Source organism: Sphingobacterium thalpophilum, from assembly GCF_038396785.1.
In the GTDB taxonomy this organism is placed as follows: domain Bacteria; phylum Bacteroidota; class Bacteroidia; order Sphingobacteriales; family Sphingobacteriaceae; genus Sphingobacterium; species Sphingobacterium thalpophilum_A.
This window is the reverse complement of the sequence record NZ_CP151087.1, coordinates 1,778,750-1,794,824: the sequence shown is the minus strand read 5'-3', so window position 1 is coordinate 1,794,824 and position 16,075 is coordinate 1,778,750. Positions and strand designations below refer to the sequence as shown.

16 protein-coding genes are annotated in these 16,075 nt (G+C 39.7%); 9 read left to right on the top strand and 7 right to left on the bottom strand.

From position 1 onward, the window contains the following. Nucleotides 1–62 precede the first annotated feature (62 nt). Both AACH28_RS08125 and AACH28_RS08120 read right to left on the bottom strand, forming a co-directional pair. Nucleotides 63–434 carry a hypothetical protein gene (locus AACH28_RS08125; protein WP_286778360.1) on the bottom strand — a complete coding sequence of 124 codons (372 nt, stop codon included), beginning with the start codon at nucleotides 432–434 and terminating at the stop codon, nucleotides 63–65. Nucleotides 435–588: 154 nt separating this feature from the next. Further along, a complete protein-coding gene (locus tag AACH28_RS08120) occupies nucleotides 589–1,182 on the bottom strand; it encodes a MauE/DoxX family redox-associated membrane protein (RefSeq protein ID WP_286778359.1) in 594 nt (197 codons plus the stop codon). A gap of 258 nt (nucleotides 1,183–1,440) precedes the next feature. On the opposite strand from AACH28_RS08120, the gene AACH28_RS08115 reads away from it, so the two are divergent. The 4 genes from AACH28_RS08115 (at nucleotide 1,441) to AACH28_RS08100 (ending at nucleotide 4,060) form a co-directional block, all read left to right on the top strand. After that, on the top strand, nucleotides 1,441–1,968 hold the full coding sequence (locus AACH28_RS08115) for an RNA polymerase sigma factor (protein ID WP_286778358.1): 528 nt from the start codon (nucleotides 1,441–1,443) through the stop codon (nucleotides 1,966–1,968). Between the two features lie 107 nt (nucleotides 1,969–2,075). Further along, nucleotides 2,076–3,371 carry a FecR domain-containing protein gene (locus AACH28_RS08110; RefSeq protein WP_286778357.1) on the top strand — a complete coding sequence of 432 codons (1,296 nt, stop codon included), beginning with the start codon at nucleotides 2,076–2,078 and terminating at the stop codon, nucleotides 3,369–3,371. A 37-nt stretch (nucleotides 3,372–3,408) separates the two neighbouring features. Further along, on the top strand, nucleotides 3,409–3,717 hold the full coding sequence (locus AACH28_RS08105; RefSeq protein WP_286778356.1) for a hypothetical protein: 309 nt from the start codon (nucleotides 3,409–3,411) through the stop codon (nucleotides 3,715–3,717). Nucleotides 3,718–3,799: 82 nt separating this feature from the next. Then, a complete protein-coding gene (locus tag AACH28_RS08100) occupies nucleotides 3,800–4,060 on the top strand; it encodes a hypothetical protein (protein WP_312338898.1) in 261 nt (86 codons plus the stop codon). Between the two features lie 140 nt (nucleotides 4,061–4,200). Here AACH28_RS08100 and AACH28_RS08095 read toward each other — a convergent pair whose 3' ends face one another. Together AACH28_RS08095 and AACH28_RS08090 are read right to left on the bottom strand one after the other, a co-directional pair. Continuing rightward, nucleotides 4,201–4,614, bottom strand: coding sequence for a hypothetical protein (locus AACH28_RS08095; RefSeq protein WP_286778354.1), 414 nt, complete (start codon nucleotides 4,612–4,614; stop codon nucleotides 4,201–4,203). Nucleotides 4,615–4,681: 67 nt separating this feature from the next. Beyond that, complete coding sequence (locus AACH28_RS08090; RefSeq protein ID WP_286778353.1) at nucleotides 4,682–5,296, bottom strand: sprT domain-containing protein; 615 nt, start codon at nucleotides 5,294–5,296, stop codon at nucleotides 4,682–4,684. Nucleotides 5,297–5,610: 314 nt separating this feature from the next. Here AACH28_RS08090 and recN point away from each other — a divergent pair, with 314 nt between their 5' ends. Continuing rightward, nucleotides 5,611–7,272: a DNA repair protein RecN gene (recN, locus tag AACH28_RS08085; protein ID WP_286778352.1), complete on the top strand. Its 1,662-nt coding sequence runs from the start codon at nucleotides 5,611–5,613 to the stop codon at nucleotides 7,270–7,272. Nucleotides 7,273–7,462: 190 nt separating this feature from the next. On the opposite strand, the gene AACH28_RS08080 is transcribed toward recN, so the two are convergent. The 3 genes from AACH28_RS08080 to AACH28_RS08070 form a co-directional block, all read right to left on the bottom strand. Beyond that, nucleotides 7,463–7,960 (bottom strand): hypothetical protein, encoded by a 498-nt coding sequence (locus tag AACH28_RS08080; protein WP_286778351.1) that lies wholly within the window; start codon nucleotides 7,958–7,960, stop codon nucleotides 7,463–7,465. A gap of 19 nt (nucleotides 7,961–7,979) precedes the next feature. Beyond that, entirely contained in the window at nucleotides 7,980–8,429 is a 450-nt protein-coding gene (locus AACH28_RS08075) for a hypothetical protein (RefSeq protein ID WP_286778350.1), read from the bottom strand. Nucleotides 8,430–8,567: 138 nt separating this feature from the next. Then, nucleotides 8,568–11,093 (bottom strand): ATP-dependent Clp protease ATP-binding subunit, encoded by a 2,526-nt coding sequence (locus AACH28_RS08070; protein WP_333865420.1) that lies wholly within the window; start codon nucleotides 11,091–11,093, stop codon nucleotides 8,568–8,570. A gap of 185 nt (nucleotides 11,094–11,278) precedes the next feature. On the opposite strand from AACH28_RS08070, the gene ettA reads away from it, so the two are divergent. The 4 genes from ettA to AACH28_RS08050 all read left to right on the top strand — a co-directional run bounded on the left by ettA (nucleotide 11,279) and on the right by AACH28_RS08050 (nucleotide 16,074). Beyond that, a complete protein-coding gene (gene ettA, locus AACH28_RS08065; protein ID WP_341832685.1) occupies nucleotides 11,279–12,961 on the top strand; it encodes an energy-dependent translational throttle protein EttA in 1,683 nt (560 codons plus the stop codon). 9 nt (nucleotides 12,962–12,970) lie between these two features. After that, a complete protein-coding gene (locus AACH28_RS08060; protein WP_341832684.1) occupies nucleotides 12,971–14,173 on the top strand; it encodes a PAS domain-containing sensor histidine kinase in 1,203 nt (400 codons plus the stop codon). A gap of 54 nt (nucleotides 14,174–14,227) precedes the next feature. Further along, on the top strand, nucleotides 14,228–15,295 hold the full coding sequence (locus AACH28_RS08055; RefSeq protein ID WP_341832683.1) for a response regulator: 1,068 nt from the start codon (nucleotides 14,228–14,230) through the stop codon (nucleotides 15,293–15,295). 362 nt (nucleotides 15,296–15,657) lie between these two features. Next, a complete protein-coding gene (locus AACH28_RS08050; protein WP_088160734.1) occupies nucleotides 15,658–16,074 on the top strand; it encodes a lactate dehydrogenase in 417 nt (138 codons plus the stop codon). Nucleotide 16,075 lies beyond the last annotated feature (1 nt).

Sequence of the window (16,075 nt, the reverse complement as noted above, 5' to 3'; positions counted from 1 at the left end):
GTTTAGCAAAATAAATGCCCCTAGACAGCGAGAGGCTAAGGGGCATTTACTGACTGTATAAATTAGTCATTAGGTTTTTTAGAAATAGCTGGATTACTGCTTGAAGGATTTAACATATCTGCTTTTAATGAATTTAAAGTGGAAGCTGACACATGTCCTGATCCGTCGGGCTCAGCTTTTACCGCACATACCTTCGGTGTACTTGAACATTGTGACGGATTTGTGGCAGAGCCTGTATTTGTATAATTGCTTGGTGTGGTTATCGCAGTGTCGTAACCAGAATCACCTGGATTCAAGGAACTATTGAACTCAAACCATACTTCGTCGGCCGGATATATGATTTTCTCTGCCAACTTAAACGAACTAAAACCAATAATTGCAGCGCCGGCTACCATAGCCATTGCATTATTTTTGATGAAAGATATTGCTTTCATACCGAGGCCTTTTTTATAGTAGCAAAAAAAGTTTACCTCCACAAAAAACTCTATGTTAATTTATTTTGACCGACACTTTGCTTTAACGAGGTGCATCAGTCTGTCCTATGCCTCGGGATCTGTTTTTACGGGCTGTGCCTTCACGTATCATAATTTATAGCTCTACCGGCCCGGCCGGGAAGAGAGCAAACCGCATTTTGTATTTCTTGACGCGCAGCAGTATAACAGCATAGATCGGTACGTTAATCAATAAGCGCCTGGTATAGAATAAAATGACCTGTTTTTTAGATCGCTTACACCCAGCCATGGGGGTAGTTGGGCCAGTCAAGTACCACCCCAATATGGACAGCAGCAATAACAGCAGGTTGACAACAAGGTGTCCGCCCCAGGATAGCCCGCTCAGTACAGAAGCACAGCCGCAGGGCTTTTGAGCGTATAAACCGGCGACGCCAAGAACGATGTAGACAGTAAAAACCGTTAATAGCAATGCAGACAGCGCGAAAGGATCAAAAAATAGATGTTTTTTCTTTCTGAAAGAGTGGATAGAAAACAGTAGCACTATAGCCAGCTCCATCAATGGTAGAAGCCAAAACAAAATCCCTGCCCACCAGTCTGGAAATGGTTGTTTTATCAGTGCCTGATGGAAGCCCGGCAGATCCCATAGCTTATCAAGCGCAACCCATGCCCAAAAGAGGATCATAAAGGCGCGGATACTGGTAGCGGTGATATGTGAAGCTCTTGTTTTCATTTTTTAAACAGTATAATTTCAGGTCGTATATTGAATGCAACTATTTATAAATCAGATATTTAAATTTGTTTATTCGGTTTTGTGTTTGTATCTTAGTGTTACCAAAATCAATTATTTCATTCCTGTTTATATATAGCTACCATAAGGATGCAATATGTACCCACTATAAATGGTTTTATTTTATAACTGTCTGTTTGTGAGTATTTTATTTTTGTTATCGAGCTGTATGAAGCCTTTGTTGTACTTAAATGATGAGATATGGGAGAAGATCCTTTTGAAATTTTAGTAAATGAGCCTGACCGTGGTTTGAGGCTTATCATGGCTAAACATGGTAGTCAGCTAAAACAGCGAATTAAAATTTTTATTCGCAATGATGATGAACTCGTCAAGGACGTGATTTCAGAAACCTTGATGACCTTGTTTGTGGAAAGGGAAAAGATTGCTGTACGTAAAGATCCTTTCGTATGGATGATGGTCATCGCAAAAAATATTGCACTCAAAATGCTTCGGCAGGAAAGGACCGATCGAAAAATACCTATAGATGAACTGCGGAATGAACCGAATAGTGAAGATAGTGACGCTGAACTACATTATCGGGAAATGCTGGAGATAGTCTTATCAAAAGCAGAACAGCTTAGTCCCATGGAAAAGAAAATATTGATTGATGCCAAAGTGCATGGCCTACACAATAAGGAGTTGGAGATCCGGCATGATCTACGTCCACAGCGGGTTCGAAATCTATTGAGTAGGGCACTCGCCAAAATCCGACGGCTCCTGAGAAGATAATTATACGGGGTATAATTGAATATAAATTATAATTTAAGAAAAGATAAGTTATGCTTATCTAATAGTGAGTTCTAGTATTAATTGAACATAGATTAGAATTGAAGAAAATGGAACGCGATACTACAAAAATTCGAGAGCTGATCGAAAAACAGCTGCTGGAAATAATAACAGAAAAAGAAGAGGTAGAATTGGCGGAGAGAAAGGTACATTATTCGGAGGACGAATATGACTGTATGCTCATCGAAGTACTAGGGCAGCTTGAAAGTCGGTTGCCTAAAGATTCGTTGGGAGATTGGACACCTGATTATGAGGAAATAAAAAGAAGAGGAGAAGACATCAGGCGACAAAGGAAAAGAAAACAATACAGTATGCTAGGCTATGCGGCGGCATTGGTGCTGTTTATGGGAGCTGCGGTTCTGTACTTATTTTCTTCAAGGCAAAAAAAGGATGTGATGTTACATTTGGATAGTAAATGTCTCAACGTGGGCGATAATGAAGAAATCCCGCTCGCAGAGTCCTCTTGTCTAGTCCTATCTGCTGACTCTTCTTGGATCAGGGTAGAACAGGATACATTCGGTGAAATAATGCAGCTTGGAAATGTGGTGATCAACCGTACTACAGAAGGCCTGCTACGTGTCCAAAGAAAATACGGAGCCAATGATGTAGCCGATGGACGGACAAGTCTGGATATTTATACGGGTCCGCGGCAGCAATGTGTAGTCGAGCTGGAAGATGGGACACAGATACGCTTAAATGCACAGTCCAGATTGAGCTATCCGATCGTAAAACGAGACTCGACTATAGTGTACATACATGGGGAGGCCTATGTGAATGCTAAAAGCCGGAGCAAAAATGCTCCTTTGATTATAGGTACGGAAAAAGGTGAATTAATTGCCCGTCACGCTGACTTTTTAGTTAGATCCGATACAAGCATGATGAAGACAATTTTAAATGATGGGACGTTGCAGGTCTACGCTTACCACCTGAAAAAAGGGCGGTCAATAATCTGTCCTGGAGACTTTGTTTTTGTTGGAGCTAAAAATGTAGGCAAAAATCAGCATGTGCAAGATACCATGGACTATGTGGCAAATCTGGATTTTGAAGATGCCCGGATGTGGACCCGAAAAATTCGTATCTATAAAGATATACCCTTGTATGTCTTCGTTGATGAAATGAGCCGCTGGGAAGGATTTGTAATAAAAAAATGGGATTGTATTCCGAAGAACAAACATATTTCGGTATCCATTTGCTATCAGAGTGGTAGGGAAGACGTATATGCTGCGATTCGCCAAGCAGGGATACTGCTTCATGAAAAGGAAGGAATGATAAGCTTCTGCCCAGAAGACAAACATGAACGGGTAGCCATGAGGCAATTAAATGGAGGCAATAGGAAAATAAAATAAGAAAGGAACACGTAGCATGAGCAGCAAAAAGCAATTTATGGATGAAGTATTTAGATCTGTCGAAATCAATAGCTTGATCGAACGTCGAAAATGCCGTGCTACCGGTAAAGTGCGTTTTAATAGCAAGGGCGAAGCAGGTTTCTTTATACAGTGGTTAAAATGGCGCTATAAGAAGTGGCTACGGGGAAAAAATCGAAGGAAGCACCGATATGGTAGTGGGGAAGGAAAGCCAAAGCAACGCTATGCGTATGGTTGCATCCACTGTGGTGGCTTTCATATTACGAAAGAGCATCCACATGAGTACAGTCGAAAAAAAGAAAAATATGAACAGAAATATCCAGAATAATTGATGATCACTGGTTTTTTCATTTTTATTTTTCTAACATAGATTATTTTGTACATTTGTATCGAATAAAATCGAAATTGAAATGGCAGAAACTGTACAACCAAGAGGTCCAAAGACAACTGATAATAATGCGAATCAAACTCATTACTACAAAACATTGGTAGTAGCGATCGCTTTAGGTTTAATAGGTACATTTATCCGTTTTGTACCGGATGTATGTACGGCAATGGGCCAACAAACTTTTTTGTTTTCCGCAATAGCTAACATCTCCATGATTGTAGGTGCACTTATCGCATTCAAAACCGTTTTCGGAATTTTGGGATTTGGAAAAAACCGTGACTAATTAACAGTCAACTAAGATATTTGAAAGCTGCAGTATACTGCAGCTTTTTTTATGGGATAAAATCTGGAATCTCAGTCTCTACTAGATACAAAAAAAGCCTCACAATTTGCAGTGAGGCCCTTTTTGTAGATTATCTTAGACTATGCGAAGAGTGACCAAGTAGACCAAGGAATACGAGCAAGCATCAAGATCAAACCGATAATGTAGAAAATAATAACTGTTTGATTTGCTTTTTTGGCATTTTCAATCTTTTTAGCTTTCGAGTAACCAATTGTGATCAATACAATAGCAATGATCATGGTCAAAGGGTGTTCGATGATTTTAAAACGTAATGCCGGATCTTTCATTACGGTACCAGATATCATCGATGGATACTTCAAATAAAAGAATAAAATCAATCCCACCAATAATTGAATATGCGATGCGATAAAACCCAATAAAGCAATTTTACGGTTGTACGGTTTGTTGCCAAGGTAGTTTGATAGGGTGATCACGATCGATATCACCAGGGCTAGCAATAATACAATTGCTATAGTCGAGTGTAAGTGTAACATAAAAGCTCTCTTTATTTATTTCCTAAGTTAGCAAAGATAAAAATATAATGAATGTATTTATCAAAAATCATTGTTCCAACAGAAATACCTCCGCGATTGGATTGAATAGGTACATACGTTTGCTGCTCAATTCCATGCACTTATAGCGTTTTCTTATCTTCTCAATACGTTGAAATGAACGCCCGTTTTTGAGTTTAAAGAAATGACCATCCTCCAGGGATTCTACCGTAAGGGCACTGGTTTTGACGGTATCATATGATTTTAAGGTGCGAAATAGGTGGAGGTCGGTGCAGCTGGAAGCCGCAGGATTTTCCATATAGCGATGAATGGCGCTACTGATATCAGCCGGGAAGATATTCAATTTTAGAAAAGGATCCATAAGCTCTTTAAAGTTGCTCTTCCATTCCGAACCATGTGGTTTGACACGATGCTGATGTTTATTCCAAGTTTGTAAATGTGCGAATTCATGGATAGTCGTAATCAAAAACGAATATGAATTTAAATCATGGTTGACCGAGATGCGATGTGGACTTCCTTTAAAAGGTGCACGGTAATCTCCTAGCTTCGTACTTCTTGAACGAGAGATTTTAAATAGGCAGCGGGTGTGGTTAATCCAGTTGGATATAATCGGTGCTGCTTCTTCGGGCATGTATTTTTTTAGGGTAGCACTATAATCTTGCATGCCATAAAAATAGGAATTAATTTATGTCAATGGAGCTGAAAGAGAACATTCTTTTGTCAAAAATAGAATGATATTACTAAAAATAATAGTTTAATTTGTCGTTTTTGTTTGGATAATTGATATTATTTTTAGTATTTAGTATCTGTAAATATCAAAAACGAAAAAGTCAGTCAAGAAGATTTCTATTTTTTTAAGGCAAAACGTATTGAAATCGCCTGATTTTTAGGTAAATTACCTTCAGAAAGTTCATAAAATATGGGATCCGATTGAGGAACGGTTTTTCCTCCAAATTGTAAAAATAGACCTGCAAGAATATGCTAGATACCTTACATATTAGAAATTATGCGCTCATCAACGAATTGGAAATCCAGTTTGACAAAGGTTTAAATATGATTACCGGCGAGACCGGTGCAGGTAAATCTATTATTATGGGTGCGTTGTCACTGATTTTGGGAAATAGGGCGGAGGGAAAGCATTTTTTCGATCCGTCCAAAAAATGCGTGATTGAAGGGGAGTTTAACATAGGTTCCTATCAATTGCTTAGCTTTTTTGAGGAAAATGATCTCGAATATGCAGACCATACCATTATTCGAAGAGAAATCTCTCCTGATGGTAAATCCCGTGCATTTATTAATGATTCGCCAGTCACGCTAACTATACTCAAAGCTTTAGGAGAACAGTTGATTGATGTACATTCTCAACATGCAACATTACAGATTAATACAGAAGATTTTCAGTTCCTTGTAGTCGATAGTGTTGCAGGTTCATTTGGCCTCAAGCAAAATTATCGAGCGAGCTTTTTCGCTTACAAGAAGGCGAAAAAAGAACTCGAAGAGTTTAAGGAAATGGTCAAGAAAGCCGCTATTGAGCAGGACTATTTTCAGTTTCAGTTTGATGAACTTGATGCAGCCCGATTGGTAGAAGACGAGCAGGTACAGCTTGAAATACAGCAACGGCAGCTGGAAAACGCAGAGGACATCAAGCGTGGGCTGGTAGGGGCATCACATCTTTTGGAAAACGATGATACAGCAGTTTTAAGCCGATTGAAAGAGGCGATGACCCAAGTGGAAGGAATTGCTTCATTTTTGCCTGAGGCAGCAGATTTGGCTGCGCGATTAAAGAGTACATGGATTGAGCTGAAAGACGTTGCCGCGGAGCTGAGCTCCCTTGAGGAAGATACGCAAATAGACGAGGGTACTCTGCTGGATATCAATGAACGCCTAAGCCTATTGTATTCCTTACAGAAAAAACACCATGTGGACTCCGTCGAAGAGTTGATTCAATTGCGTGACGATCTTGAATCCAAGCTGTTTGCCATAAATTCTTCGGATGAGCAATTGGAACGACTGGAGAAAGAGGTTGTAGCTAAACTAGCCACTGCCCGGAAAAATGCAGAAGAACTTTCGGTAGCAAGAAAAAAGGTGTTAGCGTTGATTGCAAAGGATGTGCAGGCTACCTTGACAAATGTAGGGATGCCCAATGCTCTGCTGCAAATTAGTCTTGAACCATTAAAGGACGGAGATATGCGGGAATCAGGGATTGATGCAATTCAGTTTTTGTTCTCTGCCAATAAAGGACAGGCTTTGCAATCCATTCATCGGGTTGCCTCTGGCGGAGAGCTCTCCAGGGTGATGTTGGCGATTAAGTCATTGGTTGCTAAGACCTCTGCATTGCCGACCATTATTTTTGATGAAATAGATACCGGGATCTCTGGTGAGGTCGCGTTGCGTGTCGGGGAGGTGATGGAAAAGTTAGCGGAGAACATGCAGGTCATCGCTATTTCTCATTTGCCCCAGATTGCAGCGAAGGGAGCAGCGCATTATAAAGTGTACAAGGAAGATAATGCCAATCGGACAATCTCTAACATTGTTCGATTAGATCAGGAAGGGAGAGTGAGGGAAATTGCTCAGATGCTCAGTGGGACCAATCCAACGGATGCAGCACTGGAGCATGCGGAATTATTGCTGAAAGGATAATATTTATTAGAATCGTAATTCATTAAGGTAAAAAGAATATACTTAATTTCTACACTGAAATATATTGTTTATTGGTTACAGGATTAAAGTTACTCAACCAAATAGCAAAACTGCGAGTAAAAAAAGAGACACCATCTCATAATTGATAGTGAAATGGTGTCTCCATGTAATCTTTGCCAGCTAAAATAATTTATCGACCAATATTACCCCAGTTTATTTGTTCGTAATTTGGTTTAGCAACCAGAGTTATATTCCAGTTGGAAATTTGATTATCATCTGAGGCAGTAAAATAAGATAAAGGGAAAGAAATAGAGCTTTTACCAGACATATTTATCACATTACTCCCAGTTGCAGTGCCATTTCCTTTCTTATAACTGTATTCAACATATAATGTGAAACCTGCAGGTGCTATTGTTTTACTATAACCACTATTATCCTCGTAGAGGTAAAACCTTACTTCTGGGGCAGTGATAGCTTTACCATCATAAGGATACCTATCCCCTTTATTTACTAAGGGTTGCATATAAACATATATTAAATTACCAGAAATTGGTTGTACATCACTAGTAATGTTTTTAATAGGTTCTTTTTTTACGGCAAGCTTTTTATTGGATGAAAATCCGCAGACCGGATTCCCTATTAAACCTATAACTATAAATAAAATAGAATAAATTGAATATGTTTTCATGATTGAATTTATTTATGAATTAATTTCCACCGTTATCGGCGTCTGTCAATGTTACTTTTGCATACATATTTGGAGGTGGAGGAGGAGTTCCGTTAACAGGAGGAGTTCCAACATAAGATGCATAAATGATTACATAGCCAACTTCATAGTCCACAGTATAACTGTAGTTTCCGATATATTCAGCTGGAATATTTGTGTATGATGTTGCGTGTCCTTGGCTGGCATCATAGTTGAAGGTTATTGCTACTCCCACATGACCATAGTCAAAATACTTAGCATCCAATTCATCAAATTTTAATGTATGAACAAAATTAAATGAATTATTTTTGTCTCTTTCCCACCCACTCGAAGGAACTGGTGTCACATAGGTAACGCCAGGAAGATAGTTCGTAACATACTCTTTCTTACAAGAAGAAAATGAAACCAAGGCTGCGGTTCCAATTAATGCTGCTAATAAAAGTCTTTTCATATTGTTCGTGTTATTTGTGACAATTTTTTATTATAGGACGATAAAATGATATGAAAGTTTAACGTCACCTTTCATTACAACAAAAAATGCACCATAAAGGTGCATTTTGTTGAAATTATTTTTGGATACAGCTTAGCTTTACTTCTCAGCTGTGTCTTTTGAAGACTTAGAGTCTGAGCTAGAAACCTCAATATCTTTGGTTTCAGGGTTAATACTCACAGTCAAAACTGAACCGGTTTGTACATTTCCTTTAAGGATTTCTTCTGCAATCGGATCTTCCAAATATTTCTGGATTGCTCGTTTTAGTGGACGTGCGCCAAAATTACTGTCATAACCTTTATCCGCGATGAAGTCTTTTGCCTCCTCCGTCAAATTGATCGTATAACCCAAATCTGCAATTCTTTTGAATAATGATTTCAATTCAATATCGATGATTTTGAAGATATTTTCTTTTGTCAACGAGTTGAAGACAATCACATCGTCAATACGATTCAAAAATTCTGGAGCAAAAGCTCTTTTTAATGCTGTTTCAATAACTCCACGTGAATGCGCATCAGATTGTTGTGATTTTGCCGCAGTGGTGAAACCAACACCTTGACCAAATTCCTTCAATTGGCGTGCACCAATATTAGAAGTCATGATGATAATGGTATTTCTGAAGTCTACTTTACGACCCAAACTATCTGTCAATTGGCCTTCGTCTAATACCTGTAATAAGAGGTTAAAGACATCCGGGTGAGCTTTCTCGATCTCATCCAATAAAACAACTGCATAAGGTTTACGACGTACTTTCTCAGTCAATTGACCACCTTCTTCATAACCAACATATCCTGGAGGCGCTCCAACCAAGCGAGATACCGCGAATTTCTCCATGTACTCACTCATGTCAATTTGGATCAGTGCATCCTCGGTATCAAACATAAATCGTGCTAATTCTTTAGCCAACTCTGTTTTACCAACCCCAGTAGGACCTAAGAAGATAAATGACCCGATTGGTTTTTTAGGATCCTTCAAGCCCGCACGGGTACGTTGAATAGCTTTCACCAATTTACCTACAGCGTCATCTTGACCAATGATTCTTCCCTTCATCAACTCAGCCATATTCAACAGCTTTTGACTGTCTGTCTGACTAACACGTTGTACTGGAATACCTGTCATCATGGCCACTACTTCAGCAACATTTTCTTCTGAAACAGTATAGCGTTTAGACTTCGTCTCTTCTTCCCAAGCGATTTTTTCTTTCTCGAGCTCCTCGATCAATTTTTTCTCCGTATCACGCAATTTGGCAGCCTCTTCGTATTTTTGACTACGAACGACTTTGTTCTTTTCCAATTTGACCTCTTCAATTTTATTCTCAATGTCAATAATGGACTGCGGTACATGAATATTGTTTAAGTGCACGCGAGAGCCTGCCTCATCCAAAGCATCAATAGCCTTATCTGGTAAGAACCTGTCTGTAATGTAACGTGTTGTTAACGACACACAGGCTTCAATCGCTTCTGGAGTGTAGGTCACGTTGTGGTGATCCTCATATTTCTCTTTGATACGATTCAATATTTCAACTGTTTCGTCATGTGTAGCCGGTTCAATCGTTACACGTTGGAAACGACGGTCCAAAGCACCATCTTTTTCAATGTATTGACGATATTCGTCCAATGTTGTTGCACCAATACATTGGATTTCTCCTCTTGCCAAGGCTGGTTTGAACATATTGGAAGCATCTAACGATCCTGAAGCGCCACCTGCACCAACGATGGTGTGAATCTCATCGATAAATAAGATGACATCCGGTGATTTCTCCAGTTCATTCATAACCGCTTTCATACGTTCTTCAAATTGACCGCGATATTTCGTCCCGGCAACCAATGAAGCTAGATCCAATGTAACTACACGCTTATTGAAGAGTACACGCGATACCTTGCGTTGGACAATGCGAAGCGCAAGTCCCTCCGCAATAGCTGATTTACCAACTCCCGGTTCACCGATTAACAACGGATTGTTCTTCTTGCGTCGGGATAAAATTTGAGACACACGCTCAATCTCTTTTTCGCGACCTACAATAGGATCCAATTTACCCTCTTCGGCAGCTTTGGTCAAATCACGGCCAAAGTTGTCCAATACTGGAGTTTTGGATTTAATATCCGAAACTTTTTTAGGTTGGATATATTGATCATCCTCTGCAAAATCATCATCGCCGGTAGGAGAGCCCGGAGCTTCGTCCTTGATCGTCGTTCTATTTTGCTCAACTTCAGATTTGAAGATGTCGTAAGTCACATTGTATTGTTGTAAAATCTGAGAAGCAATATTATCTTCATCTCGTAAGATAGCCAATAATAGATGCTCCGTTCCGATGATGTCCGATTTGAATATTTTAGCTTCCAAATAAGTGATCTTCAAAACTTTTTCAGCCTGTTTTGTTAATGGCATATTGCCAATAGGAGCGCGTGAAACCGATGCCCCCTTCACTGCGTCCTCCACAGATTGACGTAGTGCTGTCGTGTCAATGCCTATGTTTTTAAGGATCTTTATCGCCATACCATCGCCTTCACGAATCAATCCGAGCAATAAATGCTCCGTTCCTATATAATCGTGACGCAATCTCAAAGCTTCCTCTCTACTGTACGATATGACATCCTTTACGCGCGGTGAAAATTTTGCTTCCATTGAATACCTTTCTGTTTTATATTAAGGATATATAAATGTAGTAAATTCTGCATTTCAAACCTTAAAATTATTTTAAATAATGTCATCAACAATTAAGCCATGACCGTTACACGTCCAAAATGTCAGTATAAAAGATTACATTTGTATGTTAATATAATAAGAGTTTTCGAATTTTTTTAAATTTTATGTCAGACGAGAAGATCATTTTTTCGATGGCGGGTGTCAACAAAATCTATCCGCCTCAAAAACAAGTGTTAAAAAATATCTATTTATCTTTTTTCTATGGCGCGAAGATCGGTGTGATCGGTTTAAACGGATCAGGTAAATCTTCCCTATTAAAAATTATCGCTGGATTGGATAAGTCCTACCAAGGCGAGGTGGTGTTCTCCCCAGGTTACTCTGTGGGTTATTTAGCACAAGAACCTCAATTGGATCTTGAAAAGACTGTTCTTGAAGTCGTTCAGGAAGGTGTCGCTGAAATTACAGCCATCTTACAGGAATACGAAGAAATCAACGAAAAATTTGGCTTGCCAGAGGTGTATGAAAATGCCGATGAGATGGACAAATTGTTGGCAAGACAAGGGGAACTTCAGGATATCATTGATGCCACTAACGCTTGGGAAATCGATTCGAAATTGGAAAGAGCAATGGATGCTTTACGTTGCCCCGAACCAGATGCGAAGATTGTCAATTTGTCAGGTGGCGAGCGCAGACGTGTAGCATTATGTCGCTTATTGTTGCAGGAACCTGATGTATTACTCCTGGATGAGCCGACCAACCACTTGGACGCCGAGTCGATTGATTGGTTAGAACAACATTTAAAACAATATAAAGGAACGGTCATTGCCGTTACCCACGACCGTTATTTCTTGGATAATGTAGCCGGATGGATTCTTGAATTGGATCGCGGTGAGGGTATTCCTTGGAAAGGAAATTATTCTTCTTGGTTAGATCAAAAAGCAAAACGCTTGGCACAGGAAGAAAAACAGGAAACCAAACGTCAAAAAACCTTGGAACGTGAGCTGGAATGGGTGCGTATGGCACCGAAAGCACGCCACGCCAAATCGAAAGCTCGTTTGCATAACTATGAAAAATTAGCTTCTGAGGAAACGAAAGAACGCGAAGAAAAATTGGAATTGTTTATTCCACCGGGACCACGTTTAGGTAATTCGGTCATTGAGGCAACTAATATTTCCAAAGCGTATGGCGATCGTATCTTGTTTGAAAATTTGAGTTTCATGTTGCCGCCTGCGGGTATCGTAGGGATTATTGGACCCAACGGTGCGGGTAAAACAACCTTATTCCGTCTGATTACAGGTCAGGAAACACCTGACACGGGGTCGTTCAAGGTCGGAGAAACAGTAAAATTGGGTTACGTAGACCAAATGCACCATGACCTCGATCCTGAAAAATCGGTTTGGGAAAATATTACGGGTGGCAGCGACAATATGATGCTGGGCAATCGCTCGGTAAACTCAAGAGCTTACGTTTCCAAATTTAATTTTAACGGTGCTGATCAACAAAAGAAAGTAGGTGTACTTTCCGGTGGAGAACGTAACCGTGTTCACTTGGCTATTACACTCAAAGAAGGCTCAAATGTGCTCTTACTTGATGAGCCGACCAATGATATTGATGTAAATACCTTACGGGCACTGGAAGAAGGCTTGGAGAATTTCGGCGGTTGTGCCGTTGTGATCTCCCACGATAGATGGTTCCTGGATCGTATCTGTACACATATCCTTGCTTTTGAAGGGGATTCACAGGTTTATTTCTTTGAAGGTAACTACACTGAATATGAAGAAAACCGTAGAAAACGTGTTGGTGACGTGACACCGCACCGTATTAAATACAAGAAACTGGTAAAATAAGCAACGATCATGGACGGTGGAAGGCTTTTAGCTGCTATAATAGATCACGCTATTGATGGAATAATTACCATAGACAACAGGGGGAATGTGGAAAGCATTAACCCTGCTGCCTTGGAATTGTTCGGTTATCAGGCTGAAGAAGTGATCGGACACAATATCTCCATGTTAATGCCTGAACCTGATCGTGGTAATCACGATGGTTATCTGCATAATTACCAAACCACAGGCCACAAGAAAATTATCGGAATCGGTCGTGAAGTGATGGGCTTAAAGAAAAATGGAGAAACATTTCCATTCCGCTTGGCAGTCAGTGAGGTTTGGTTAAAAGATAAGAATATCTTTACTGGCTTTATTCACGATTTATCGCGTGAGAAAGCTGCCGAGGATATGCTCAAGCAACATTCAGCCGAACTTGAACATAAAGTAAGTGAGCGTACACGCGACCTGATCTCGCTGGTATCTGAACTTGAAAAAGCGAAAGCAGAAGTCTCAAAGTCTTTGGAAAAAGAAATTGAACTTAACCAGCTGAAATCACGGTTTGTGTCCATGGCCTCGCATGAGTTCCGGACACCTTTAAGCTCGGTTCAGCTTTCGGCTTCTCTGATTGAAAAGTATTCCGAACGACCGGATGATAAGGCTAATATCATTAAACACACCAATAAAATTAAAAGTGCAGTTCAATTGCTCACAAGTATCCTGAACGACTTTCTGTCACTTGAAAAATTAGAAGCGGGTATTGTTGTGATGAATAAGCAATACATCAATCTCGTTGAGCTGGCAGAAGAGATCACCGAAGAAATGCAATTGATCTGTAAGAAAAATCAGCATATTGTATACCAACATACCGGAGAAATTGGGCATTTCACCCTAGATCCAAATTTGTTGAAAAATGCTTTGGTCAACTTAATCTCCAACGCGATCAAATATTCCGGAGAAGATACCTTGATCGAATTCACAACCTGTATCGACGACGAAGGCTGCTTAATATCCGTGAAAGACAATGGTATTGGTATACCCGAGGAAGATCAGGTACATTTGTTTGAGCCTTTTTTTAGAGCACATAATACAGGTAATATCCCTGGTACAGGATTAGGTTTGAATATTGTAAAACGATACATCGAATTGATGGCGGGGCAGATGGAATTTGAATCGGAAGTACACAAAGGAACTTCATTCCGCGTGCGCTTCAAGGAGAGCGTTGTTGATAAATAGAGGCAAAGCATAAAAGGGTCTAAAACATAAAAAGGACAGAATAAATAATTGCAGATGAGAAATAAAAAGACAATTCTAATTATTGAAGATAATATTGATATCCGAGAGGGGACTACCGAAATATTGGAGTTGACAGGAATGTATGATGTCATTACTGCCGAAAATGGACGTGTTGGAGTCGACCTGGCGACAAGACATATTCCTGATTTGATTCTCTGTGATATCATGATGCCTGAATTGGATGGTTACGGGGTCTTATTTATGTTGAGCAAAATTGAAAGTACAACCAAAATTCCGTTCATTTTTCTGACTGCCAAAGCGGAACGCGCAGATATGCGCAAAGCGATGGAAATGGGGGCGGATGATTATTTGACGAAACCTTTTGATGATGTCGAATTGATGAATGCAATAGATGTTCGCCTCAAAAGACATGAGCAGCTTGCAGCAGATATTCCTCAGGAAGAAGATTTGAGTTTGAGCGCCGAAGAGCAGGTATTGTTGCTAAAAGAGCTAATTGCCAATTCACGGGTGAAAACAGTGAAGAAAAAACAGTCTATTTATGAAAAAGATGATTCGCCAACGTACGTCTATTTTGTGAAATCTGGTCAGGTGCGCAGCTTTAAGTCCTATAAAGATGGACGTGAGCTGTCTACAGGTATTTTTATTGAAGGCAATTACTTTGGTTATGCTTCGATTTTGTTGAATGATAATTATGAAGACTACGCCGAAGCTGTTGAACAAAGTGAAATTGTGTTGATTCCAAAGGACAGTTTTTTGGAGCTGTTATGGAAAAAACCTGCAATAGCCAGTAAATTTATTAAGCTCCTTTCTGTCGACTTACGTGAAAAAGAAGAGCAATTGCTGGGTTTTGCCTATCATTCTGTCCGTAAGCGTGTCGCCAATGCCTTGATTAGCGTTGCTGAAAAAAGTGGAGTCAATATCAATGAGGCTGATGCATGCTCAATTGATGTGACACGAGACGGCCTAGCTTCAATTGCAGGTACAGCCAATGAAACTGTTTCCCGTATGCTCTCCGACTTTAAAGAAGAAAAACTGATTTCGAAAGAAAAAGGAAAAATATACATCAATTCTATCAAGAACCTGCGGGATGTGAAGCAGTAGTGATCAGTAGCGAAGATTTAAAAATCAACATAAAAAAAGGCGTGTTCAGTTTTTCTGAACACGCCTTTTTTCTGATAGTCTATGTTTACTGATTTGTGTCTTTTCATTAAAGTAACAATGCGAGCTCGCTTTGACGTTTTATTGAACTAGTTTGGTTTCACTGACCGTGTTGTACGCGATTACTGGCCAGATAATAGCTTTCGGTTGACTTTTACAGCTGTTGGTGTTAGCGAAATCATGCAAGTTTTTGTGAATTGTGATAAATATCATTTTAAGGTGTGGTGCTATATCATCTTTTTGCCCATATGCATGATTTACTTTTGTTCTTAGGATAAACCTTAATTGGTGATTGTAGAATCAGAATGAAAGTAGTAGTATATAATGTAAGGTCATTTGAAAAAGAGTTTTGGGCATTGGCAAATGCCAAACAACATGATTTGACTTTGATTTCAAATGGATTAAATGCGGAGACACAGAATTATGCGCGTGGAAAAGATGCGGTAGTTATTTCCGTGAGCGATATTTTGGACGAGAGCATGCTACTTAATTTAAAAGGGTTAGGGATCAATAAGATTATGACCCGCAGTAAGGATACTGCTCATATCGATCTGGTAAAGGCTGGAGATCTGAATATTCAGATTGCCAATGCACCATTTGAAGATCAGAGTCCAAAAGGACTGGCAGAGCAGACCGTCCGGAATCTCAACTTATGGGGATTAGAAAAATGTGTTGGTAAAGCCTGTTGTTGTCTAAACGACTGTGCTAAAAAAATAAAATAAA

Excerpts from the sequence above, each read along its gene's own strand:
- AACH28_RS08125 (WP_286778360.1), bottom strand. The coding sequence starts at position 434 with ATGAAAGCAATATCTTTCATCAAAAATAATGCAATGGCTATGGTAGCC.
- AACH28_RS08120 (WP_286778359.1), bottom strand. The coding sequence starts at position 1,182 with ATGAAAACAAGAGCTTCACATATCACCGCTACCAGTATCCGCGCCTTT.
- AACH28_RS08115 (WP_286778358.1), top strand. The coding sequence starts at position 1,441 with ATGGGAGAAGATCCTTTTGAAATTTTAGTAAATGAGCCTGACCGTGGT.
- AACH28_RS08110 (WP_286778357.1), top strand. The coding sequence starts at position 2,076 with ATGGAACGCGATACTACAAAAATTCGAGAGCTGATCGAAAAACAGCTG.
- AACH28_RS08105 (WP_286778356.1), top strand. The coding sequence starts at position 3,409 with ATGGATGAAGTATTTAGATCTGTCGAAATCAATAGCTTGATCGAACGT.
- AACH28_RS08100 (WP_312338898.1), top strand. The coding sequence starts at position 3,800 with ATGGCAGAAACTGTACAACCAAGAGGTCCAAAGACAACTGATAATAAT.
- AACH28_RS08095 (WP_286778354.1), bottom strand. The coding sequence starts at position 4,614 with ATGTTACACTTACACTCGACTATAGCAATTGTATTATTGCTAGCCCTG.
- AACH28_RS08090 (WP_286778353.1), bottom strand. The coding sequence starts at position 5,296 with ATGCAAGATTATAGTGCTACCCTAAAAAAATACATGCCCGAAGAAGCA.
- recN (WP_286778352.1), top strand. The coding sequence starts at position 5,611 with ATGCTAGATACCTTACATATTAGAAATTATGCGCTCATCAACGAATTG.
- AACH28_RS08080 (WP_286778351.1), bottom strand. The coding sequence starts at position 7,960 with ATGAAAACATATTCAATTTATTCTATTTTATTTATAGTTATAGGTTTA.
- AACH28_RS08075 (WP_286778350.1), bottom strand. The coding sequence starts at position 8,429 with ATGAAAAGACTTTTATTAGCAGCATTAATTGGAACCGCAGCCTTGGTT.
- AACH28_RS08070 (WP_333865420.1), bottom strand. The coding sequence starts at position 11,093 with ATGGAAGCAAAATTTTCACCGCGCGTAAAGGATGTCATATCGTACAGT.
- ettA (WP_341832685.1), top strand. The coding sequence starts at position 11,279 with ATGTCAGACGAGAAGATCATTTTTTCGATGGCGGGTGTCAACAAAATC.
- AACH28_RS08060 (WP_341832684.1), top strand. The coding sequence starts at position 12,971 with ATGGACGGTGGAAGGCTTTTAGCTGCTATAATAGATCACGCTATTGAT.
- AACH28_RS08055 (WP_341832683.1), top strand. The coding sequence starts at position 14,228 with ATGAGAAATAAAAAGACAATTCTAATTATTGAAGATAATATTGATATC.
- AACH28_RS08050 (WP_088160734.1), top strand. The coding sequence starts at position 15,658 with ATGAAAGTAGTAGTATATAATGTAAGGTCATTTGAAAAAGAGTTTTGG.